We start from the raw sequence: 22,022 nt of genomic DNA, 5'->3' as shown, positions 1-22,022 counted from the left end.
TTTCGCTCCCATTGTGTCCTGGACACAAACATAGAAACTTTCTTGACAGCAACGATTTGTACCTCTATATTCGCCAAATCTTGTTACGTTGTCCAGGACAACATATGCCGAATCTCCTCACCATGGGTCGTTTCGACAACGCTCCGAGCCTGCGGGACTGGCTTTCTCGGGCTGAACGGAACGCGTTGTGGAGCTTACGCGAGGCATCCGCTCGTGTTTGGCGCTCGCAGCCGATGGCTCCGCGGCGCCGCTCGGTGCGTCTTGTCGTGGGCAACCGGCAAGCGCCGATGAGCCTGCGCCTGCGCTCTCTCGTGCTCTTGGCGGTGGTACTGCTTGCCGGTCTGTTCGCCTCGTCGCCCAGCTTGGCGGCGGCGTCCTGCGCGCCTCTCCTGAATCACAGCTTTCCGGCGCTGCAAGATTCAAGGCCGCAATCGCTCTGCCAGTGGCAAGGCAAGGTTCTGTTGGTGGTGAACACGGCCAGCTACTGCGGCTTCACCTCGCAGTACGACGGATTGGAGAAACTCTACGCCCGGCTGAAAGATCGAGGACTGGTCGTCGTCGGCTTCCCGTCGAACGACTTCGGCGCGCAGGAGCCGGGCAGCAACCAGGAGATCGCCGAGTTCTGCCGGCTGACTTACGGCGTGCAGTTCCCGATGTTCGCCAAAACCACCGTCGTCGGCACGCACGCCAGCCCCCTCTACGCACAGCTTGCCAGGGCGACCGGAGAGGTGCCGCAGTGGAATTTCCACAAATACCTGATCGACCGCAGCGGTACGCGGGTGCTGAGCTTCGGTAGCCGAGTCAAGCCGGACGACCGCGAATTGCTGGCCAGGATCGAAGAGTTTCTCGGCAAGTGAGGATTGCTCGCCCGCAGTTGTCAGGTACCGACTTATCACCCCACCGGATAACACGCCATGAACGCACCAGACCGATTCTTACTGGCCGATGTGCAGGCCAGCGCCGACCAGCGTCAACTGGCGATCCACAAGGTGGGCGTAAAGGGCTTGCGCTACCCGCTCGCCGTACTCGACGCCGGCGGCAAGGCGCAGCACACGGTCGCGCAGGTGACCATGTCGGTCGGGTTGCCGCCCGAGGTCAAGGGCACGCGCATGTCGCGCTTCGTCGAGATCCTCGAACAGCGGCGGGCGCCCTTGAACATCGATCGTCTGCGGCACATGTTCGAGGACATGCTCTCGCGCCTCGACGCCGGCAGCGGCGAGATCGAACTCGCTTTTCCGTATTTCATCCGCAAGGCGGCGCCGGTATCAACCGTCGAGAGCCTGCTCGACTACGACGTACGCATGATCATCGGCAAGCGCGCAGGGCAGGCCGCCGAAACTACGCTCGAAATCGTGGCGCCGGTGACCAGCCTCTGTCCCTGCTCGAAGGAGATCAGCGACTACGGCGCGCACAACCAACGTTCGCATATCACGATCGTCGCCAAGCTGCGTTCCGGCATGACGCCCGACGAACTGGTGCGACTGGCCGAGGAGGAGGCGTCGTGCGAGGTCTTCGGATTGCTCAAGCGGCCGGACGAGAAGTGGGTGACCGAGCGTGCCTACGACAATCCGAAGTTCGTCGAGGACCTGGTGCGCGACATCGCGCTACGCCTGATGAGGGAACCGCGCATTGCCCAATGGACGGTCAAGTCCGAGAACTTCGAATCGATTCACAATCATTCCGCCTACGCCGAGATCCGCGGCAAGAACGCTTGAACCCGGAGAAGCCGAGGATGCCTCAAGTACAGCCTGCACAACGCATCGCGGTCGTCGGCACGGGGATTTCCGGCCTGGCGAGCGCCTGGCTGTTGTCGCAGCAGCACGCAGTGACGCTCTACGCGATGCCGTTCAACACCTGGTAGAGCTGGCTGCGTAACTGAGTGCCTGTGAGTTGCACGACGTACGCCCTGCTGATAAATAAGGTACGTCACGTGTAAGCGCATTTCGGTGCAAGTCAATCAGTCGATTCGCCGCATCCCGCCAGTGATTCGCGCAGCCACCGTCAGCCCCCCCGCCTTGGCGTACGCGGCAAAAACTGCCTTTCGCACCGTTCGCGAGCGACTGTCCGCGGCCCAGGCGAGTGACCGGGTATGGTGGGCCCGCGGCTAGCGGATCTTTGGGGCTGAAGAACAGCAAAGCGGGCCTTGCCCCTTTTCTGCTGCCGCGGATGAACTAATGGCGAGCACCGCTTGATCTCAATGCAATCACTGATTACAATGCAATCAAAGCTGACACCCGGAGACCCACATGGCCAGCATTACTATCCGCAACCTCGAAGACTCGATCAAGGCCAGGCTGCGCGTGCGCGCGGCTAGCCATGGGCGCTCCATGGAAGACGAGGCCCGCACCATCCTGCGCGCCGCACTCGGCAAGGATGAAGCCGGCGGCGAGAACCTGGTGCAGCGCATTCGAGCCCGGTTCGCGTCGCTGGGTGATGTCGAACTGCCGCAGCCCGAGCGTGAAAGCATGCGCGAACCGCCCATGCTTGCTTGAGTCTGCCATGATCGTTCTCGACACCAATGTGCTCTCCGAGTTGCTGCGCGCCGTACCGGAACCGGCCGTCGTGCGCTGGACCGCCAGCCAGCCCCTGAACACGCTCTTCACGACCACGGTGACGCAGGCAGAAATGCTCTATGGTGTCAAACTGCTTCCCGCCGGGCAACGCCGCCACCAGTTGGAAGAAGCTGTGTCGACGCTTTTCGAGGAGGACTTTGTTGGGCGCGTGCTGTCTTTCGACAGCGAGGCAGCCGCCGCCTACGCACGAATCGCTGCGGAGCGGAAACGGACGGGCCGCCCAATTTCGCAGTTCGATGCGCAAATCGCCGCCATGGCGCAGTCCAGGGGCGGCCATCTTGCCACGCGCAACGTCGATGATTTCGAGGGCTGTGGTCTGCACATCGTCAATCCGTGGCAACCATGAATTCGCGAAAAAGAAAGAGAAAAAGGGGCCAGGCTCATTTATCAACCATACTTCGCAATCATGCCCCGCCGCCCACGAATTCACCTGCCCGGTTTGCCTCTGCACATTGTTCAGAGGGGTCATAACCGCGATGCTTGCTTCTTCGCCGAGGAAGACTACCTCGCTTATCGGGAATGGTTGGGCGAGGCGATCAAGAATACCGGTTGCCAGTTACACGCGTATGTTCAGATGACCAACCATGTCCATCTGTTGCTGACGCCGCCGGACACCGGCGCGGTGTCTCGTTTGATCATTTCGCTAGGCAGACGCTATGTGCAGCATATCAACAGAACCTATCGGCGCACCGGCACGCTGTGGGACAGTCGCTACAAGTCGTCGCTGGTGCAGGCCGACGGCTATCTGCTGCTCTGCCAACGCTATATCGAGCTGAACCCGGTCAGGGCGGCGATGGTCGACGATCCAGCCCACTATCGCTGGAGCAGTTACCGGGCGAACGGCCTTGGTCAGCCTAATGCGTTACTGACGCGCCACGAGGCCTACTTGGGTTTGGGTAAGAACGAGGAGGATAGGCTGGCGACCTATCGGGACTTCTTCCGGTCCGAACTGGACGCTGCGGCGATCGACGATATCCGCTTGGCACTCAGCCAAGGGCAGCCGTTGGGGAATTCGCGCTTTCTCGACACCATAGAGAAAGCGACGGGGCGAAGATGCGAAGTCCGGCCGCGTGGCCGTCCCCGAAAGCCTGTGGAATAGGATGCGTGAAAAATGAGCCTGGCCCCTTTCCTGTGTGGCCCCTTTCCTGTTCCTGCTTCCTTTCCTGCTTCTGCTCGGGGCCAGCAAACCATAACGCTTCGGTCTGCAGGCACCGGAGGAGGACATGCTCGTTCTCCCGTACCACGACGTTTCCGCTGGCCATCAGCCTCCCATTTGCGTTGAGTCAACACGCAGACCGCGGCATGAGTGGAGAATGCTGCTTCTTCTGCGGTTCACGGGCGAGAGCAGTCGACATCCTGTCACCGCCTCGACCGTGACCACCCATCTCCCGCTCCACCCGCGAAAGAGGTTGGCCCATCATGCTCCTGACTCTCGAACTCCTGCTCATTCTCGCCTGCCTTTTTTACGGTGCCCGCAAGGGCGGAGTCGCACTCGGCCTGCTGGGTGGGATCGGCGTCGTCGCGCTCGTCTTCGTATTCCATGTGCCGCCGGGCAAGCCGCCAGTCGACGTGATGCTGACCATCGTCGCCGTGGTCGCCGCCTCGGCGACCCTGCAGGCGTCGGGGGGGCTCGAAGTGCTGCTGCTCATGGCGGAAAAGGTGCTGCGGCGCAATCCGAAATACGTGTCGATCCTGGCGCCCTTCGTCACCACCTTCCTGACCATGCTCTGCGGCACCGGGCACGTGGTGTACACGATGCTGCCGATCATCTACGACATCGCGATCAAGAACGGCATCCGCCCCGAACGCCCGATGGCCGGTTCCTCGATCGGCGCGCAGATGGGAATCATCGCCAGCCCGGTTTCGGTCGCCGTCGTTTCGCTGGCCGCCTTTCTCGCCAAGGCACCGGCCGGTGCTCCGGTGATCGACTTCGTCACCCTGCTCTCGGTCACCATTCCGTCGACGCTCGCCGGCGTGCTGATGATCGGCATCTTCAGCTGGTTCCGCGGCAAGGACCTCGACCGGGACGAGGATTTCCAGAGGTTCATCGCCGACCCCGAAAACCGCAGGTTCGTCTACGGCGAGGCGTCGACGCTGCTCGGCAAGCAGATCGAGCGTGGCCAGTGGACGGCGATGTGGATCTTCGTCGGCGCCATCGCCGTGGTGGCGTTCCTCGGCGCTTTCGAGGGCCTGCGCCCGCAGTTCGGCGGAAAACCGGTGTCGATGGTGCTGACCATCCAGATGTTCATGATGATGGCCGGCGCCTTCATCATCATTTTCACCAGCACCAACCCGGCGACGATCGGCAAGACCGAGGTCTTTCGCGCCGGCATGATCGCGGTGGTGGCCGTGTTTGGGGTCGCCTGGATGGCCGACTCGGTGTTCGAAGCCAACCTCCCGGTGATCAAGGAAAGTCTCGCCGACCTCGTGCAGACGCAGCCCTGGACCTACGCCCTCGCCTTGCTGATCGTTTCCAAGTTCGTCAATTCGCAGGCGGCAGCGATCAGCGCGATGGTTCCCGTGGCGCTGTCGATCGGCGTCGCTCCCGGCTACGTCGTCGCCTTTGCCGCTGCCTGCTACGGCTACTACATCCTGCCGACCTACCCGAGCGACCTGGCCGCCATCCAGTTCGACCGCTCGGGAACGACCCATATCGGCAAATACCTGATCAACCACAGCTTCATCATGCCCGGTCTGATCGGCGTCGGCACCTCGTGCGTCGTCGGCTATTTCCTGGCGACGGCGCGCGGGCTGATGTGAGCCGGGGCGAAGCGCGCGCGCTTCGTCAGGCGGTCTCCGGCGCCAGCCGGGAATCGAGACGCTCGGCCAGGTAGTCGATCAGCATCCGTACCCGCTGCGGCACGTAGCGATTGTCGGGCAGTAGCGCGTAGATGCCGAGCTCGGGCATCGGATAATCGCAGAGGATCGGGCGCACCAGGCCGGCAGCGACCGCGGCAGCGCTCAGGAAGCTCGGCTGGACGGTGATGCCGAGGCCGCGAATCGCCGCGTCGAGCAGGATGTCGCCGTTGTTGGCGCGCATGCGGCCACGTACCGGAATGACTTCGGTGACGCCGTCCACCAGGAACGGCCAGCCGTCCTGCTGTGCCGGCTGGTAGATCAGACACTCGTGCCGGGTCAGATCGCCGGGATGGCCGGGCTCGCCGCGACGACGCAGGTACTCCGGCGACGCGACCGCGAGCAGACGGCTGCTGCCGATCCGTCGAGCCACGTCAAGCGGCGCCAGGCGACTGGTGATGCGAACCGCCAGATCCAGGCTCTCCTCGACGAGCTTGACGCGACGGTCTGTGAAGTCGATCTCGATGGTGACCTCGGGATAGGCGACACTGAAATCCATCAGCAGCGGCGCCAGATGGCGCAAACCGAAGCTCAGCGGCACGCTCAGGCGGATCGGACCGCGCGGGTCCTGGCGTTCGTCGGCAAGCCCGCTCTCGGCGGCGTCCACGAGCTTGAGAATCTCTCGGCAGCGTTCGAGATAGACGGTGCCGGCCGAGGTGAGCGTCAGACTGCGCGTGCTGCGGGCAATCAGCCTCACCCCGAGATGCGCTTCCAGCGCCGCCACCTGACGCGTGACCACCGATCGCGCCAGGTTCATCTGCCTCGCGACGGCGGCGAAACTGCCGAGCTCCGCCACTCGCAGATAGATGCGCATGTTATCGAGGCGATCCATTTGGCCCCTTCCGTTGCTGAAATGGCAACAAACAATTGCCGATTGTGCACTATGTTCGAGCTAATAAGTCAACTATAGTTCGGCCATCGCAAACGAACCGGTACTTTTCGGTCCGGGAACCATCGACCCACGATAGAAGACCAAGCACGATGCAACTGCCAAGCCCTGCGGCTCCTGCCCACTCCCCGATACCCTTGCCCGCCCTCTTCGTCGCCCACGGCGCCCCGACCATGCTGCTGCAGCCGGGACCTGCCGGCGCCGCGCTGGCCAGGGCGGCCGGCGATCTGCCGCGACCACGCGCCATCGTCGTCGTCAGCGCGCATTGGGAGACGCGAGTGCCGACGATCGGCGCAGCGCCCGAGTTCGCGACGATTCACGACTTCTACGGCTTCCCGCCGGAGCTGTATCGGGTCCGCTATCCGGCACGTTCGCACCGGGCAGTCGCCGACCAGGTCGAGAAGATTCTGCGCGACGCCGGCTTCGCAGCCGAACGCGACGATGAACGCGGACTAGACCACGGTGCCTGGACGCCGCTCAGCCTGATGTACCCGCAGGCCGACATCCCGGTGGTGGCGCTGTCGCTGCAGAACGCTCTCGGCCCCGCTCATCACCTGCGGCTCGGGCGCGCGCTCGGCCCGCTGCTCGCCGATGGTGTGCTGTTGCTCGCTTCCGGCAACCTCACCCACAATCTCGGCGATTTCCACTTATCCTTCAGCCAGGGTGGTGGCACCCCGGCTTACGTCGCGGAGTTCGCCGACTGGATGTGGCAGGAGCTTGCCGCAGGCAACGAGAACGCCCTCCTCGCCTACCGCGAGCGAGCGCCGCAGGCGGTCCGCGCGCATCCAAGCGAAGAGCATCTGCTGCCGCTGTACGTCGCCCTCGGCGCGGCCGGCGTCGGCTACCGGCCCGAGCGCCTGTATCACGGCATCGATTCGGTGGTGCTGGCGATGGACAGCTACGCGTTCTGGCCAGCCAACGACAACCCGCAATAAGGAGGTGCCCTGTTGGAAACCCGTTACACCCGTACCGCCATCGCGCTGCACTGGCTGATGGCCCTGCTGCTGACCGGCCTGTTCTGCGTCGGTCTCTACATGAGCGATCTGCCGCTGTCGCCGCAGAAACTGAAAATCTATTCGTGGCACAAATGGGCCGGGATCACCGCTTTTCTGCTGGTGCTGCTGCGTCTCGCCTGGCGCGTCGGCCACCCGCCGCCGCTCCTGCCGGCCGGCATGCCGGCCTGGCAGCAAGCGGCAGCCCACGGCCTGCATCACCTGCTCTACCTGCTGATGATCGCGATTCCGCTTTCCGGCTGGCTGATGAGTTCGGCCAAGGGCTTCCAGACCGTGTATTTCGGAGTCCTGCCGCTGCCCGACCTGTTGCCGAAGGACAAGGAACTCGGCGAGCTGCTGGAAGTCGTGCACAGCGGCCTCAACTTCACGCTGGCCGGATTGGTCGTCGCCCACGTCGCCGCGGCACTCAAGCATCATCTCTTCGACCGCGACGACGTGCTTTCGCGGATGCTGCCATTCCACGCCAGCAAGCATTGATCATTCGCCAGGAAAATGACATGAGCACCACTCGCATCCTCCTTGCCACGCTCGCCGTGGTCGCCGCCGGCGACCTCGGTGCGGTCGAATACAGCCAGTTCCAAGCCGACAAGAGCCGCCTGACCTTCGTTTCGAAACAGATGGGAGTGCCCATCGACGGCAGCTTCAGGAAGTTCGGCGGCAGTCTGTCCTTCGACCCTGCCAGACCGACTGCCGCCAGCGCCAGGCTCGACCTCGACCTGGCGAGCATAGACGCCGGTTCCCGGGACGCCAACGAAGAGGTCGTCGGCAAGCCGTGGTTCAACCTCAAGATGTTCCCCACCGCCACTTTCGTTTCCTCAGCGGTTCGCCCGCTCGGTGGTGACAAGTTCGAACTCGCCGGCAAACTGACGATCAAGGGGCGGACGCAGGACATCACCGCGCCCTTCACCTTCCACCAGGAAGGCAGCAACGGCATATTCGACGGCGGCTTCGTTCTCAAGCGCCTCGATTTCGCACTCGGCGACGGCGTCTGGGCCGACGTCGCCACGGTCGCCAACGAAGTGCAGATCAAGTTCCACATCGTCGCCGCTGCCGCGGCAACCCGCAAGTAAGCATCCGATCCCACCACCTCAAGGAAGCCTCCCATGAAAAAACTCAGCCTGATCACTCTCGGCACCCTGTTCGCCCTGCCCGCCTTTGCCGCTCCCGAAACCTTTGTCGTCGATCCGGGCCACACCTACCCGCGCTTCGAGTACAACCATTTCGGCTATTCCAACCAGATCCAGCGCTTCGACAAGACTTCCGGCAAGATCGTCTTCGATCGTGCCGCCCGCACCGGCTCGGTGGACATCACGATCGACGCCACCTCGATCGATACCGGCTATCCGCTGTTCAACGAGCATTTGCAGGCGGAAGACTTCTTCGACACGGCGAAATACCCGACCATCACCTACAAATCCACCGCCGTAAAGTTCAAGGGCGACCAGCCGGTGGAAGTCGAAGGCAATCTGACCATCAAGGGGGTCACCCGGCCGGTGACCCTGACACTCGGCTCGTTCCAGGTGATGCCGCACCCGATCCTCAAGAAGGATGCCCTTGGCGCCAACGCAACCGCCCGCATCAAGCGCTCCGAATTCAACGCCGGCAAGTACGCGCCGCACGTCAGCGACGACGTCACCCTGATCATTGCCGTCGAGGCGGTGAAACAATAAGACCAGCAACGATAACCCCGCACAGCAACCAGGAGATCTCCATGACCGAACCCCGCGTCGCCCAGAAATCGCCCTACGCCGTCGAAGTGGAAGCCGGCAAGAGTTACTGGTGGTGCGCTTGTGGCAACAGCAAGACGCAGCCCTTCTGTGACGGCAGCCACAAGGGCAGCGCCTTCTCGCCCAAGCAGTACCAGGCCGAAGAATCGACGACCGTCTATTTCTGCGGCTGCAAGCACAGCGCCAGTAGCCCGCTGTGCGACGGCAGCCACAAGCAGCTTTGAGCACCCCGGCCAGCGACCGCGGCCTTCCCGCAAAGGAAAACGGATGCCTGCCCTGAACAGCGAAGCCCTCGACCAGCTCTTCGTCGCGGCGCGAACGCACAACGCTTTTGCCCCCGAGCCGATCCCCGAGGCGACCCTGCGCCGCCTCTACGACCTGATGAAATGGGGTCCCACTTCGATGAACTGCCAGCCGGCCCGGCTGGTATTCGTCACCACGTCGGCAGGCAAGGCGCTGCTCGCCCCGGCGCTCTCGCCGGGCAACCTCGAGAAGACGATGGCAGCGCCGGCGACGGTGATCATCGCCACCGACCGCCGCTTCTACGACCACCTGCCGACACTGTTTCCGGGCTACGACGCGAGGCCGACATTCGCTGCCGATGCCGCACTGGCAGCCAGCACGGCCTTTCGCAATGGCACGCTGCAGGGCGCTTACCTGATTCTCGCGGCGCGAGCGCTGGGCCTCGATTGCGGCCCGATGTCGGGCTTCGACGCCGGCAAGCTCGACGCCGCTTTTTTCCCGGACGGGCGCTATCAGGCGAACTTCCTCTGCAATCTCGGCATCGGCGACCCCGCCGCCGTACATCCGCGCGGCCCGCGCCTGAGTTTCGAGCAAGCCTGCCGGATCGCCTGAGCGCAGGTCGCCGCGGTCCGGCGAGCGTTACGCGGGCCTGTGGAGCACGCTTGACGCGGGTGCCGTCGGCGCATAGATTGCGTTGTCCGCGCAGCGCGCCCCTCCCGGAAAGCTCCCGCCATGAAAATCGGAACCCCCTTGTCCCGCAGCGCCTTGCGCGTGATGCTGCTCGGCGCCGGCGAACTCGGCAAGGAAGTGATCATCGCGCTGCAGCGCCTCGGCGTCGAAGTCATCGCCGTCGATCGTTACGCCAACGCCCCCGGCCAGCAGCTCGCGCATCGCGCCCATGTGATCGACATGACCGACGGCGCTGCACTGCGCGCGCTGATCGAGCGGGAAAGGCCCGTGCTCGTGGTTCCCGAAATCGAGGCGATCGCCACGGAAACGCTGCTCGAAATCGAGGCCGCCGGGATCGCCGAGGTCATCCCGACCGCACGCGCGGCAAGATTGACCATGAACCGCGAAGGAATCCGCCGCCTGGCAGCCGAGGAGCTTGGCCTGCCCACCTCGCCCTACCGCTTCGCCGATTCGCTGGCCGAACTGCAGACGGCGATCGACGAAGGCATCGGCTACCCCTGTCTGGTCAAACCGGTGATGTCGTCTTCCGGCAAGGGGCAGTCGCTGCTGCGCGGCGCCGCCGACGTGCAGCCCGCGTGGGAGTACGCGGCGAGCGGCGGACGCGTCAATCGGGGGCGCGTGATCGTCGAAGGACAGATCGACTTCGACTACGAGATCACTCTTCTCACAGTGCGCGCCCGCGCGGCCGACGGCGCCATCCAGACGACGTTCTGCGAACCGATCGGCCACCTCCAGATCGCCGGTGATTACGTCGAATCGTGGCAGCCGCAGGCGATGCTCCCGCTGGCGCTGCAACGCGCGCGCGAGATCGCCGCCGCGGTCACCGGCAACCTCGGAGGACGCGGCATCTTCGGCGTCGAACTTTTCGTCCGGGGCGACCAGGTCTGGTTTTCCGAGGTCAGTCCGCGCCCACACGACACCGGCCTGGTGACGCTTTGCTCGCAGCGTTCCTCGGAGTTCGAACTGCACGCGCGCGCAATCCTCGGCCTGCCGGTCGATACCCGCCTGCGTGAGCCGGGCGCTTCGGCCGTGATCTACGGCGGCATCGACGCTCCCGGCATCGCTTTCGAGGGTATCGCCGAAGCGCTGGCGGTAGCACGCAGCGATCTGCGCCTGTTCGGCAAGCCGGAATCCTTCCGCAAGCGCCGCATGGGCGTCGCGCTGGCCAACGGCGACGATGTCGGGCAGGCGCGCGAACGCGCCAGGCTGGCGGCGAGCCGGGTCAGGCCGGTCTCGGCGTAGAGGGGGTCACGCTTCGCTCGCCGCTGCCGGCGGCTCGTCGTCGTCCGCCGCCCGTTCCTCCTTCGCCCGCAGGCGGCGGTTCTTGTCGTCACTGCCGAGAAAGTAGAAGCGCCCGGCAAGGACGCAGCCCTTCATTCCGGGGTCGCAGACCGCAGCGTCGAATTTGCTGCACTTGCCGTCGATTTCGTGGGGACAACCCCAGGAGGCCATGTCGTTTCCTTGTAATCCAAGCGTGCGGTTGATGGTCGCGAGCACTTTCCCGACCCGCCGTACGTGCCGCGGGATCGTGCCGCCAGCACATCAGACCGGAATGCGCGAAACGCCGATCGGCAGTTTCGCCACGCGCTGCATCTCGGCGGTGGTGAGGATTGCCGGATCGGCGAGATACGCGCGCGCGAAATCGGTGGCGTCGGCACCCCAGAACAGTTCGCCGCCCACGTCGAGCGTCGGCACGCCGAAAACACCGCGCGCGATGGCCTGCTCGGTTGCGCTGCGCAATGTATCCTTGAATTGCTGCCGGGAAACATCCGCCGGATCGACCGCCAGCGAACGCGCCAGCTCGACGATCAGCGAAGGGTCCGCAGGATCGGCTGCGGTCGTCCACAATGCCTCGAAAATCCGGTGCACGGCGTCCGCGGTCGATCCGGCGGCGATCGCCAGCCGCAGATAGGGCAGCGAGTTGAAAGGGTGTGCGGCCGGGAAGCGGAAGCGAATGCCCTGCCGGCTCGCCGTCCACGTGCAGGAACGATAGGTCCACGCGCGCTTGGGAGGAATCTCGGCCGGTCCCTTCTGCTCCCAGTGGTTCAGCAGACCGGCAAAGAGCACCGGCCGGTAGGTGATCGCGACATCCGGCAGCTCGCCGAGCCGCATCAGACCAAGATACGCGTAGGGCGAGATAAAATCGAAATACCAATCAACCTGCTGCATGTCTTGCTTTCCTCCGGAAAGTCGTCTGCGGAAACCGGCCGCCCGCCACGCCGGTGCCTCATGCGCATGGCCTTCGCCTGCGGTACTGTACCGCGCGCCGCCGCCGTTTGCCAGCCACTGCGCGGCAATCGGCCCCTCCCCTCCCGGCACGGCGACCACTTCCAGCGCGGAAATCGCGCCGATCCGCCGCAAGCGCCCGCGAATGAGCGACAATGGTTAACCTGCATCAAGGCCACGATTTGCGGGCGTGCCGACAATGGCGGTGAACAAGCGGCGCACTGGCCGCCTGATCTCTCCCGCCCGCTGCCGATACTGCCGATCAAGAACCACGACAAAACCCATCGATGAAAACCCTCCCGACGCTGCTTCTGTGCCTTGCGCTGCTGCTTTCCGCCTGTTCGCAGCCAGCCGGCTTCCAATCGGCCGACATCTCCGGCGTCGACTGGGGCAAGGGCTTCACCCTCAGCGATCCGCAGGGGCAAAGCCGCAGCCTGGCCGATTTTCAGGGCAAGGTGGTGGTCGTCTTCTTCGGCTACACGCAGTGCCCCGATGTCTGCCCGACGACGCTCTCCTCGATGCGCGAGGTTCTCCGGCGCCTCGGCGATGACGCCAGCCGCGTGCAGGTGATCTTCGTCACCCTCGATCCGGCGCGCGATACGGCGCCGGTGCTCAGCGAATACGTCCGCGCCTTTCATTCGAGCTTCGTCGGCCTGCGCGGCGACGAGGCGGGCACTGCAGCAGTCGCCCGCGAGTTCAAGGTGTTCTACGCGAAGCAGCCGGGAGCGACACCCGGCAGCTACAGCATTGATCACTCGACGGGCAGCTTCGCCTTCGATCCGCGGGGCCGGCTGCGCCTTTACCTCCGTCACGGCGAAACACCCGAGCAGATCGCCGGCGATCTGAAGCTCCTGCTCGCCGGCAAATGACCCCCGAAGAACTGCCATGAAGCGTCTCCTGTTGTTGCTCGCCCTGCTCTGCGGCACGGCGAACGCCGCGCCGCCCGCACCGAACGCGGAGCAGATCAACCTCGACATCGGCACGCCGCCGGTGGTGATCGTCAAACACAGTCTGGCCCAGCGCAGTTCGCGACTGGTCCGCTTCTACGACGCGGGAATCATCGGACTCGCTTACGACGGCATGGTCCGGATACGCGACGACAGCCACCTGACACTGGCGCAAAGACAGATCGCCGAGAAGCTCATCGACAACGAGAACCCGGACCGCAATTCGCTGATCTACGCCATCGCCGAAGCGCACGGCGGCCAGGCTTGGGAACCCGCGGTGCGCGCCGCCCAGGTAAGGCGCTGGAAGGAACAGTTCCACTCCGGCTGGTGGATCGAGGATGCGCAGGGCAAGTGGAGCATCAAGCCCTGATCCCACGCGCGAACCGACCCGGCCGCGTGCGGCATCGTGTCGCAGCACCGCGTGCCGCCACTCCGCTATGATCACCATTCCTGAACGACGAAGGAGAAGTCCTTGAAAACAAGATTTGCCGTGCGACCACTGGCGCTCGTGCTGAGCCTCGCTTCGACGGCGCTCTTTGCGGCCGACGTCGACATCCGCAATCCCTGGGTGCGCGGCACGGTCAGCGGCCAGATGGCAACCGGTGCCTTCCTGGAAATCACCAGCCAGTCGGGGGCGGTACTGGTCGGCGCCACCACCCCGGTCGCCGGCGTCACCGAAATCCACGAAATGAAGATGGAAGGCAGCGTCATGCAGATGCGCCCGGTCCCGCGCCTCGAACTGCCCGCCGGGAAGACGGTCGTCCTTGCCCCCGGTGGCTATCACGTCATGCTGATGGACCTCAAGCGCCCGCTGAAAAAGGGCGAAGTGGTGCCGCTGACCTTGCGGCTGGAAGGCAGGGACAGGAAGACCGAAACCATCGAAGTCCGCGCCGAGGTACGCGATCTGACGGCGGCGCCCACGCACTGAACAACCGTTCCGGCGGGCACTCCATCGTCACGATCCGCTCGCCTGCGACAATCGAGGCGACCGGAAGCTCGCGGCACGTCGTGGATTGCGGCAGGCGCGAAGGTGATAGCATGCGTCACCTTGCAGCGCCCCCCCGGCCCGCGCCACCGTACAATGCTGCCCCATGCGATCGTCCACCCTTCCCTTCCTGCTCGCCGCCGCACTCGTGCCGGCGCTGCCCGGCTGTGGCAATGGCCAGCCGGCAGCGTTTCAGGGCTACGTCGAGGGAGAATTCCTTTACCTGGCTGCGCCGCAGGCGGGATATCTGAAGTCGCTCGACAGTCCGCGTGGCAGCCACGTCCGGGAAGGCGAGGCGATCTTCGCCGTCGCCGCCGACCCCGACGCGCAGTCGCTGGCGGAAGCGGAAGCGCGCACCAGTTCGGCGCGCGAAAAGCTCAGGAACCTCAGCGAACCGCGCCGGCCACCCGAAATCGCTGCCCTCGAAGCGCAGGTGCGTGCTGCCGAGGCGGCGCTGCAACTGGCGGAGACGCAGTTCCGGCAACAGCAGGCGCTGGCACAAAGGAACTTCGTCTCGCAGGCCAGACTCGACGAGGCGCGCGCGACGCGTGACCGCGATGCGGCGCAACTCGACGCCGCCCGCGAGCAGCTGGCAACCTTCCGTATTGCGCTCGGCCGTCAGGGTGAAGTGCGCGGCGCCGAAGCCGATCTCGATGCGGCGTCCGCGCTCGCCGCGCAGAAGCGCTGGCTGGTCGAACGCAAGGCGGTCAATGCGCCGACCGACGGCGAGGTGGCCGACACCTACTACCGACCGGGCGAATGGGTGCCGGCCGGCGCACCGGTCGCCAGCCTGCTGCCGGACGCGCGTCGCCGCCTGCGCTTCTACGTGCCGGAAGCGCAGATCGCGGGACTGCAGCCGGGACAGCAGGTCGAAGCGAGCTGCGACGGCTGCAGCGGAGCGATTCGTGCCCGCATCGACTTCATCGCGCCCGAGGCCGAATACACGCCGCCGGTGATCTACAGCCGCGGCAGCCGCGAAAAGCTCGTCTTCCGCGTCGAGGCGCAACCGCCACCCGAACAGGCCGCCCGATTGCGTCCGGGGCTACCGGTAGACGTCCGCCTGATCGACCGATGAGCAGCCTGGCGATCGACGTTGCCGGCATCAACAAGCGCTTCGGCGACAAACACGTGGTCCGGGATCTGACGCTGCAGGTGCGCCAGGGCGAGATCTACGGCTTCCTCGGACCCAACGGCAGCGGCAAGACGACCTCGATCCGTATGCTCTGCGGACTGCTGCGGCCGGACAGCGGCCGCGGCACCTGCCTCGGCCTCGACGTTCTCCGGGAAAGCGCGGCCATCAAGCGCCAGGTCGGCTACATGACGCAGAAGTTCTCGCTGTGGGACGACCTGACGATCGCCGAAAATCTCGATTTCGTCGCACGCATGTTCGGGATGCGCGGCCGGCGCGAGGCGGTGAACCAGGCGCTCGACGAGCTCGGTCTGAGCGGCCGCCGCCAGCAACTCGCGGGAACGCTTTCCGGCGGCTGGAAGCAGCGTCTCGCGCTCGCCGCCTGCCTGCTCCACCAGCCTCGCCTGCTGCTCCTCGACGAGCCGACGGCCGGCGTCGACCCGAAAGCGCGCCGCGACTTCTGGGAAGAAATCCACCGCCTGTCCGCAGCCGGAATCACCATCCTGGTATCGACGCATTACATGGACGAGGCCGAACGCTGCCATCGCCTGGCCTACATTGCCTACGGCAGTCTGCTCGCCACCGGCACGGCCAGCGAGGTGGTCGCCGGGTGCCGTCTGCACACATGGGAAATCAGCGGCGAAGACATCCACCACCTCGCCGAACGCCTGCGCGGGATGCCCGGCGCCGACCAGGTGGCCACCTTTGGCGCGACGCTGCACGTCAGCGGCCAGGACCGCACACGCCTGCAGGACAGCCTGCGGACGCTCGCCGAAGACACCGGGGTAGGCGTCGTCGCGGTGACGCCGTCACTCGAAGACGCTTTCATCCACCTGATGCGGCAGGCCGAAGACCCGCTCGCTGCGTAACATGGAAGCTTTCTCCCTTTCCCGCTGGATCGGCATTCTGCGCAAGGAATTCATCCAGTTGAAGCGCGACCGGCTGACCTTCGGGATGATCGTCGGCATCCCGATCATCCAGCTGATGCTGTTCGGCTTTGCCATCAACTCGGACCCGAAGCACCTGCCGACGGCAGTGGTCATGGCCGACCCCGGCCCCTACGCGCGCGCCTACGTCGCAGCGATGGCCAACAGCGACTACTTCCGGATCGTCGGTCAGGTCGACGAGAAACAGGCGGACGAACTGCTCGACCGCAGCCAGGTGCAGTTCGTCGTCACCTTCGCCCCCGGCTTTCACCGCGATCTGTTGCGCGGGCGCAGCCCGACGCTGCTCGTCGAAGCCGACGCCACCGATCCGATGGCTACCGGCGGCGCCATCTCCGTGCTCAGGAGTCTCGGCGTCGAAGTCTTCGCCGCCGACCTGCCCGGCCTGCAACGCCGGCCGACCCCGCCGGTCGATCTGCGCATCCACCGCCGCTACAATCCGGAAGGCATCACCGCCTACAACGTCGTTCCCGGTCTGCTCGGCGTCATCCTGACGATGACCATGGTCCTGATGACCGGACTGGCGATGACCCGCGAGCGCGAGCGCGGAACCTTCGAGAACCTGCTGGCGACGCCGGCGACGCCACTCGAGGTGATGACCGGCAAGATCGTTCCCTACATCCTGATCGGCCTGCTGCAGGTCACGCTGGTTCTGCTCGCCGCCCGCTGGCTGTTCGACGTGCCGATGCACGGCAGCCTGCCGCTGCTGTACGCGGTGGTGCTGCTGTTCATCTGCGCCAACCTGACGCTGGGAATCACTTTCAGCTCGATCGCGCAGAACCAGTTGCAGGCGATGCAGATGACCTTCTTCTTCTTTCTGCCTTCGATGCTGCTCTCGGGCTTCATGTTTCCCTTTCGCGGCATGCCGGAATGGGCGCAGGTGGTCGGCAACATCCTGCCGCTCACCCACTTTCTGCTCCTGGTCCGCGGCATCCTGCTCAAGGGCAACGGCATCGGCATGCTCTGGGATCAGGTCTGGCCGATTCTCGCGTTCATGCTCGTGGTTCTCGGCGTCGGGCTGAAGACTTTCCGGCGAACACTCGATTGACCACCTCGTCCTCGCCGGCTGCGCCATGTTGGCGTTTGCTGCGTATCCCATGTCTCTTGCTGCAAGGAGGGAGTCCCGCCCATGATCGACCTGTACTCGGCCGCAACACCGAACGGACACAAGATTTCGATCGCGCTCGAAGAGCTCGCGCTGCCCTACACGCTGCACACGCTGCATCTCGCCAGGCGCGAACAGAAACAGCCGTGGTTTCTGGCGATCAATCCAAACGGGCGTATCCCGGCCATCGTGGACCGCGACGAGGACGATTTCGCCGTCTTCGAATCCGGTGCCATCCTCCTCTACCTGGCGGAGAAGACCGGCCGCCTGCTGCCCGCAGACGCCAAGGGACGTTCTCGCGTCGTGCAATGGCTGATGTTCCAGATGGGCGGAATCGGACCGATGATGGGCCAGGCGAACGTCTTCTACCGCTACCTGCCGGAAAAGATCCCGGCGGCGATCGAAAGATATCAGGGCGAGAGCAAGCGGCTGTTGCGCGTGCTCGACGGGCAGTTGCGCGAAAACGAGTTCCTTGCCGGCGACTATTCGATCGCAGACATCGCCAACTGGGCGTGGGTGCGAACGCACCGCTGGTCGGGTGTAGACGTCGACGATCTGCCGCACCTGCAACGCTGGCTGAACCGGATTCGTTCGCGCCCGGCGGTGCAGAAGGGAATCACCATGCCACCGTCGGCAATCGACCGCGGCGCCGATGACGAACAGGCGCGACGTTTTGCCGAGGAAGCACGGCAGATGGTCGAGTTGGGCCAGTCGCGCCACGGCGGCGTCTGAATCCTTGAAACCAATCGCCAGGCAAGGTAAATCATGACCTCCTCACACCCCCTGCACACCCTCCATCGCGCGCCGCGAAGCGTCACCGGCAAGGCCCCGCTGCTCTTCGTCCACGGCGGATACGTCGACGCCCGCTGCTGGGAGGCACACTTTCTCCCCCATTTCGCCAGTCGTGGCCATGACTGCTACGCGCTGGACCTGCCCGGGCACGGTCGCAGCGGGCAGCGTGACGAACTCGACGCACTCGGCCTCAGCGACTATTTCGCTGCACTGGCGCGCGTGATCCGGAGCTTCGCCAGCAAGCCGATTCTGATCGGACATTCGATGGGGGCCTGTCTTGTCGAACGCGCTCTCGAGCAGTCGCTCGCCCGTGCCGGTGTGCTGATGTCGCCGGTGCCGCCGAACGGCACTCTCGAATCGGCGACGAACCTCGTCCTCCGTTACCCGCAGTTTCTGGGCGAAGTCGCCAATCTGACCAAAGGAGTGTGCACCGCCAAGGGGCTGCAGGTTCTCAAGCAGGTCTACTTCACCCCGGCGACCAGGAACGAGGCCGTGCTGCGCCTTGCGCAACTGGTGCAACCGGAGTCCCTGCGGGCGATCTCCGACATGGCACTGATGTGCTGGAGGTGGCCGCCGAAAGCGCCTGCGCTGCCGGTACTCGTCGTCGGTGGCGAGCTCGACACGGTCTTTCCTCCGCACATGGTCCGACGTGTGGCGAAACGCTGGCGGGCCGAGCTGCGGATCATCCCCGCTGCCGGCCATGCGATGATTCTCGACGGGCACTGGCAAGCCTGTGCCGCCGCCATTGCGGACTGGCTCGATCGGATCGAGGAATTCGACGGCGCGGCAGTTTCGCCAACGGACGAAGCGATCTGCCGCGTCTGAGCCGCGGATCAGGGTCGCGGAGGCCGTCACCGGCGCCGTCATTGGCGCGTATAATCCCCTTTCCCGAAACCAGCAGAGAGAACACCGACATGGGCCTCGATCGCGTGCCGTCCGGCAAGGCACTCCCCAATGATTTCAACGTCATCATCGAAATTCCGATGCATTCCGACCCGGTGAAGTACGAAGTCGATAAGGACAGCGGCGCGGTCTTCGTTGATCGGTTCATGTCTACCGCCATGCATTACCCGTGCAATTATGGCTACATCCCGCACACCATCGCCGGCGATGGCGATCCGGTCGACGTGCTGGTGGTCACCCAGTTCGCGCTTCCCCCCGGTGTCGTCGTGCGTTGCCGCCCGATCGGCATGCTGTCGATGGAAGACGAAGCCGGACCCGATGCCAAGCTGCTCGCCGTCCCGGTCGACAGCCTGACCTCGATGTATCGCGACATCGAATCGCCGCGCGATTTTCCGCAGGTGATCCTCGACCAGATCGCGCACTTCTTTGCGCACTACAAGGATCTGGAACGAGGCAAGTACGTCAAGGTTGCCGGTTGGCTGGGCAGTGACGAAGCCAAGAAGGAAATCATGGACGGCGTGAAGGCTTACGCCGATGCCAAGGACAAGCCGGCTTTCTGACCGCTTTCTCTGATTCGGCGGTTCGGGGGGCGCGCGGGCGCCCCTTTCGCTGCCAACCTTGCCCATGTCCCTGAAAATTGCCATCGCCCAGATCAACGCCACGGTCGGCGACTTCGCCGGCAACCGAAAGCGCCTCGTCGATTTCGCCGAGCGTGCGCGCAAGCTCGGTGCCGATCTGCTGCTGACGCCCGAGCTTGCGCTCTGCGGCTACCCGCCCGAGGACCTGCTGCTGCGCGACGACTTCTGTGCCGCCTGCGAGAGTGAACTCGATCTGCTCGCCGGCAGCGTGCGGGGAATCGCCATTCTCGTCGGTCACCCCGAAAAGCGCGGGACGCAATGCTACAACGCGGCGACGCTGCTCAGCGACGGCAAGCGGGTGGCCACCTATTACAAGCAGCGGCTGCCCAATTACGAAGTGTTCGACGAAGAGCGCTACTTTGCATCCGGCGACGGGCCCTGCGTGCTGACGATCAAGGGTGTGCGCTGCGGCGTGAACATCTGCGAGGACGTCTGGCAGGCCGGCGCCGCCGACCTCGCCCGCGCTGCCGGCGCCGAACTCCTGCTGGTGCTCAACGCCTCTCCCTATCGCATCGGCAAGCACGAACAGCGCACAGAGGTGCTGCGCCAGCGCGTCGTCAGTACCGGCCTGCCGGTAGTGTATGCCAATCTCGCCGGCGGCCAGGATGAACTCGTTTTTGACGGCGGCTCGTTCGTCCTCGACTCGCAGGGGACGCTAGTCTGCCGGCTGCCGCAATTCGAGGAAGCGCTCGCCATCGTCGAATTTGTCGATGGCGAACCGCAGCCAGGAAGCATCGCTGCCACACCGTGTCTCGAAGCCGAGGTGTATCAGGCGCTGCTGCTCGGCGTACGCGACTATCTCGGCAAGAATCGCTTTCCGGGAGCGATCATCGGTCTGTCGGGAGGCATCGATTCGGCGCTGACGCTGTGCATCGCGGTCGACGCCCTCGGCGCCGACAAGGTGCGTGCGGTGATGATGCCCTCTCCGTATACGGCGGAGATCAGCCTCGCCGATTCGCGCGAAATGGTCCACCTGCTTGGCGTTGCCTACGACGAAATTCCGATCGAGCCGGCGATGCGCACGCTCGCTGGCATGCTCGAGAAGCAGTTTGCCGGCCTGGCGGCCGATACCACCGAAGAAAATCTGCAGGCCCGGATTCGCGGCATGATCCTGATGGCCCTCTCGAACAAGACGGGTTCGCTGGTCTTGACCACGGGCAACAAGTCGGAAATGGCCGTCGGCTACTGCACGCTGTACGGGGACATGGCGGGGGGCTTCGCGGTGATCAAGGACATCGCCAAGACCTTGGTCTATCGCCTCGCGCGCTGGCGCAACGCGCGCTCCCACGCGATTCCCGAACGGATCATCAGCCGCCCGCCATCGGCCGAGCTGAAACCGGACCAGACCGATCAGGACAGCCTGCCGCCGTACGAAGTGCTCGACGCGATCGTCGAGGCGTACATGGAACAGGACCTCAGCCCGCGCTCGATCATTGCCCGTGGTTACGCCGAGGCCGACGTGCGCCGCGTCGTGCACCTGCTCAAGATCAGCGAATACAAGCGACGCCAGGCGCCGGTCGGGATCCGCGTCACCCAGCGCGGTTTCGGCAAGGACTGGCGCTATCCGATCACCAATCGCTATCGCGACCTCTACTGATCACTTATCGCCGCCCGATTTCTGATACGATTTATTTACGATCTTTTCCGGAGCAGAGGCCATGAAAAAAATTGAAGCGATCATCAAACCGTTCAAGCTCGACGAGGTTCGCGAGGCTCTGTCGGAAATCGGCGTCACCGGCCTGACGGTCACCGAGGTCAAGGGTTTTGGCCGCCAGAAAGGCCATACCGAACTCTACCGCGGCGCCGAATACGTCGTCGATTTCCTGCCCAAGGTGAAGATCGAAATCGTCGTTTCGGACAACTCCGCCGAGAATGCCATCGACGCGATCGTCAAGGCGGCGCGCACCGGCAAGATTGGCGATGGCAAGATCTTCGTCAGCTCGGTCGAGCAAGTGGTGCGCATCCGCACCGGCGAACTCGACGAAGCGGCGATCTAGGAACCATCGCAGTCAGCCGCCGCCCGCCAGCGGGCCGCGGCAGCAATTGGCCATGCTTGTTGGGCAGCCGATCCCCGCGCCCAGCGGCCCTATCCGGCGTCCCCGAAGTTCCCCAGATTCCGCCGAAATTCCCTGGGCGACATACCCACCCGCGACTGGAAAACGTTCGCCAACTGGCTGGAACCGTTGAACCCGGTTGCGAAAGCGATTTCCGTGATCGGGTCGTGCGTCTCCTTCAGCAATTGTTTCGCCTTCTCTATGCGTTTCGCCAGCACGAGTCGGGGTCAAGTCTCAGAGTCGAGCACGAGCAGGGGTCAAGTCTTGACTCTTGCCACTGGTTAGCTTGTAGTGGCTAAAGTCACGAC

General features: G+C 64.5%; 28 protein-coding genes and 1 pseudogene. 25 read left to right on the top strand and 4 right to left on the bottom strand.

The genetic code is table 11. From position 1 onward, the window contains the following. Positions 1 to 287 precede the first annotated feature (287 nt). The 7 genes and pseudogenes from NFV80_RS06050 (at position 288) to NFV80_RS06020 (ending at position 5,333) form a co-directional block, all read left to right on the top strand. Positions 288 to 857 carry a glutathione peroxidase gene (locus NFV80_RS06050; protein WP_295326108.1) on the top strand — a complete coding sequence of 190 codons (570 nt, stop codon included), beginning with the start codon at positions 288 to 290 and terminating at the stop codon, positions 855 to 857. Between the two features lie 57 nt (positions 858 to 914). Next, a complete protein-coding gene (gene folE2 / locus NFV80_RS06045) occupies positions 915 to 1,715 on the top strand; it encodes a GTP cyclohydrolase FolE2 (protein ID WP_295326110.1) in 801 nt (266 codons plus the stop codon). A 17-nt stretch (positions 1,716 to 1,732) separates the two neighbouring features. Next, positions 1,733 to 1,837, top strand: a pseudogene (locus NFV80_RS06040) (NAD(P)-binding protein); the annotation flags it as partial. A 409-nt stretch (positions 1,838 to 2,246) separates the two neighbouring features. Continuing rightward, entirely contained in the window at positions 2,247 to 2,492 is a 246-nt protein-coding gene (locus tag NFV80_RS06035; RefSeq protein ID WP_295326112.1) for a plasmid stabilization protein, read from the top strand. Positions 2,493 to 2,499: 7 nt separating this feature from the next. Continuing rightward, entirely contained in the window at positions 2,500 to 2,919 is a 420-nt protein-coding gene (locus NFV80_RS06030) for a type II toxin-antitoxin system VapC family toxin (RefSeq protein WP_295326114.1), read from the top strand. Positions 2,920 to 3,012: 93 nt separating this feature from the next. Further along, the gene (locus NFV80_RS06025) at positions 3,013 to 3,672 is read left to right on the top strand and encodes a transposase (RefSeq protein WP_366143414.1); all 660 of its coding nucleotides are present in this window, start codon (positions 3,013 to 3,015) and stop codon (positions 3,670 to 3,672) included. A 320-nt stretch (positions 3,673 to 3,992) separates the two neighbouring features. Next, positions 3,993 to 5,333, top strand: coding sequence for an anaerobic C4-dicarboxylate transporter (locus NFV80_RS06020; protein WP_295326118.1), 1,341 nt, complete (start codon positions 3,993 to 3,995; stop codon positions 5,331 to 5,333). A 25-nt stretch (positions 5,334 to 5,358) separates the two neighbouring features. Here NFV80_RS06020 and NFV80_RS06015 read toward each other — a convergent pair whose 3' ends face one another. Next, the gene (locus tag NFV80_RS06015) at positions 5,359 to 6,261 is read right to left on the bottom strand and encodes a LysR family transcriptional regulator (RefSeq protein WP_295326120.1); all 903 of its coding nucleotides are present in this window, start codon (positions 6,259 to 6,261) and stop codon (positions 5,359 to 5,361) included. 149 nt (positions 6,262 to 6,410) lie between these two features. Between NFV80_RS06015 and NFV80_RS06010 the strand changes: the two genes are divergently transcribed. From NFV80_RS06010 to purT, 7 genes are all read left to right on the top strand, one after another. Further along, positions 6,411 to 7,253: a class III extradiol ring-cleavage dioxygenase gene (locus NFV80_RS06010; protein WP_295326122.1), complete on the top strand. Its 843-nt coding sequence runs from the start codon at positions 6,411 to 6,413 to the stop codon at positions 7,251 to 7,253. 12 nt (positions 7,254 to 7,265) lie between these two features. Then, positions 7,266 to 7,808 carry a cytochrome b gene (locus NFV80_RS06005; RefSeq protein ID WP_295326124.1) on the top strand — a complete coding sequence of 181 codons (543 nt, stop codon included), beginning with the start codon at positions 7,266 to 7,268 and terminating at the stop codon, positions 7,806 to 7,808. Positions 7,809 to 7,828: 20 nt separating this feature from the next. Continuing rightward, on the top strand, positions 7,829 to 8,401 hold the full coding sequence (locus tag NFV80_RS06000) for a YceI family protein (RefSeq protein WP_295326126.1): 573 nt from the start codon (positions 7,829 to 7,831) through the stop codon (positions 8,399 to 8,401). 33 nt (positions 8,402 to 8,434) lie between these two features. Next, the gene (locus NFV80_RS05995; RefSeq protein ID WP_295326128.1) at positions 8,435 to 9,001 is read left to right on the top strand and encodes a YceI family protein; all 567 of its coding nucleotides are present in this window, start codon (positions 8,435 to 8,437) and stop codon (positions 8,999 to 9,001) included. Between the two features lie 41 nt (positions 9,002 to 9,042). Then, positions 9,043 to 9,282, top strand: a complete 240-nt coding sequence (locus NFV80_RS05990; RefSeq protein WP_295326130.1) for a CDGSH iron-sulfur domain-containing protein — start codon at positions 9,043 to 9,045, stop codon at positions 9,280 to 9,282. Positions 9,283 to 9,325: 43 nt separating this feature from the next. Further along, the gene (locus tag NFV80_RS05985) at positions 9,326 to 9,913 is read left to right on the top strand and encodes a malonic semialdehyde reductase (RefSeq protein ID WP_295326132.1); all 588 of its coding nucleotides are present in this window, start codon (positions 9,326 to 9,328) and stop codon (positions 9,911 to 9,913) included. A 120-nt stretch (positions 9,914 to 10,033) separates the two neighbouring features. After that, positions 10,034 to 11,233 (top strand): formate-dependent phosphoribosylglycinamide formyltransferase, encoded by a 1,200-nt coding sequence (gene purT, locus NFV80_RS05980; RefSeq protein ID WP_295326134.1) that lies wholly within the window; start codon positions 10,034 to 10,036, stop codon positions 11,231 to 11,233. A 6-nt stretch (positions 11,234 to 11,239) separates the two neighbouring features. Here the strand turns inward: purT and NFV80_RS05975 are convergent, their stop codons facing one another. Beyond that, positions 11,240 to 11,443 carry a hypothetical protein gene (locus tag NFV80_RS05975; protein WP_295326136.1) on the bottom strand — a complete coding sequence of 68 codons (204 nt, stop codon included), beginning with the start codon at positions 11,441 to 11,443 and terminating at the stop codon, positions 11,240 to 11,242. Between the two features lie 90 nt (positions 11,444 to 11,533). Beyond that, positions 11,534 to 12,160 (bottom strand): 2-hydroxychromene-2-carboxylate isomerase, encoded by a 627-nt coding sequence (locus tag NFV80_RS05970; protein ID WP_296758115.1) that lies wholly within the window; start codon positions 12,158 to 12,160, stop codon positions 11,534 to 11,536. Between the two features lie 344 nt (positions 12,161 to 12,504). On the opposite strand from NFV80_RS05970, the gene NFV80_RS05965 reads away from it, so the two are divergent. From NFV80_RS05965 to NFV80_RS05915, 11 genes are all read left to right on the top strand, one after another. Continuing rightward, the gene (locus tag NFV80_RS05965) at positions 12,505 to 13,086 is read left to right on the top strand and encodes an SCO family protein (RefSeq protein ID WP_295326139.1); all 582 of its coding nucleotides are present in this window, start codon (positions 12,505 to 12,507) and stop codon (positions 13,084 to 13,086) included. 16 nt (positions 13,087 to 13,102) lie between these two features. After that, complete coding sequence (locus tag NFV80_RS05960; RefSeq protein ID WP_295326141.1) at positions 13,103 to 13,534, top strand: DUF1318 domain-containing protein; 432 nt, start codon at positions 13,103 to 13,105, stop codon at positions 13,532 to 13,534. 102 nt (positions 13,535 to 13,636) lie between these two features. Further along, positions 13,637 to 14,092 carry a copper chaperone PCu(A)C gene (locus NFV80_RS05955; RefSeq protein ID WP_295326143.1) on the top strand — a complete coding sequence of 152 codons (456 nt, stop codon included), beginning with the start codon at positions 13,637 to 13,639 and terminating at the stop codon, positions 14,090 to 14,092. A gap of 163 nt (positions 14,093 to 14,255) precedes the next feature. Continuing rightward, positions 14,256 to 15,224 (top strand): HlyD family efflux transporter periplasmic adaptor subunit, encoded by a 969-nt coding sequence (locus NFV80_RS05950; protein ID WP_295326145.1) that lies wholly within the window; start codon positions 14,256 to 14,258, stop codon positions 15,222 to 15,224. Continuing rightward, positions 15,221 to 16,147 (top strand): ABC transporter ATP-binding protein, encoded by a 927-nt coding sequence (locus NFV80_RS05945; protein WP_295326147.1) that lies wholly within the window; start codon positions 15,221 to 15,223, stop codon positions 16,145 to 16,147. Before NFV80_RS05950 ends, NFV80_RS05945 begins: the two co-directional genes overlap by 4 nt. 1 nt (position 16,148) lies before the next feature. After that, entirely contained in the window at positions 16,149 to 17,270 is a 1,122-nt protein-coding gene (locus NFV80_RS05940; protein ID WP_295326149.1) for an ABC transporter permease, read from the top strand. Between the two features lie 81 nt (positions 17,271 to 17,351). Continuing rightward, a complete protein-coding gene (locus NFV80_RS05935; protein WP_295326151.1) occupies positions 17,352 to 18,059 on the top strand; it encodes a glutathione S-transferase N-terminal domain-containing protein in 708 nt (235 codons plus the stop codon). 33 nt (positions 18,060 to 18,092) lie between these two features. Then, positions 18,093 to 18,944, top strand: coding sequence for an alpha/beta hydrolase (locus tag NFV80_RS05930; protein WP_295326152.1), 852 nt, complete (start codon positions 18,093 to 18,095; stop codon positions 18,942 to 18,944). Between the two features lie 89 nt (positions 18,945 to 19,033). Beyond that, positions 19,034 to 19,582: an inorganic diphosphatase gene (gene ppa / locus NFV80_RS05925; RefSeq protein WP_295326170.1), complete on the top strand. Its 549-nt coding sequence runs from the start codon at positions 19,034 to 19,036 to the stop codon at positions 19,580 to 19,582. Positions 19,583 to 19,646: 64 nt separating this feature from the next. Next, positions 19,647 to 21,257: an NAD+ synthase gene (locus NFV80_RS05920; RefSeq protein WP_295326154.1), complete on the top strand. Its 1,611-nt coding sequence runs from the start codon at positions 19,647 to 19,649 to the stop codon at positions 21,255 to 21,257. Positions 21,258 to 21,318: 61 nt separating this feature from the next. Then, positions 21,319 to 21,657, top strand: a complete 339-nt coding sequence (locus NFV80_RS05915) for a P-II family nitrogen regulator (RefSeq protein WP_295326156.1) — start codon at positions 21,319 to 21,321, stop codon at positions 21,655 to 21,657. A gap of 89 nt (positions 21,658 to 21,746) precedes the next feature. On the opposite strand, the gene NFV80_RS17440 is transcribed toward NFV80_RS05915, so the two are convergent. Continuing rightward, positions 21,747 to 21,932: a helix-turn-helix transcriptional regulator gene (locus NFV80_RS17440; RefSeq protein WP_366143413.1), complete on the bottom strand. Its 186-nt coding sequence runs from the start codon at positions 21,930 to 21,932 to the stop codon at positions 21,747 to 21,749. Positions 21,933 to 22,022: the final 90 nt, after the last annotated feature.

It is taken from the genome of Accumulibacter sp., from assembly GCF_023806565.1.
In the GTDB taxonomy this organism is placed as follows: domain Bacteria; phylum Pseudomonadota; class Gammaproteobacteria; order Burkholderiales; family Rhodocyclaceae; genus Accumulibacter.
Note: the sequence above shows the minus strand (reverse complement) of the source record. Positions and strands in the feature narration are given on the sequence as shown.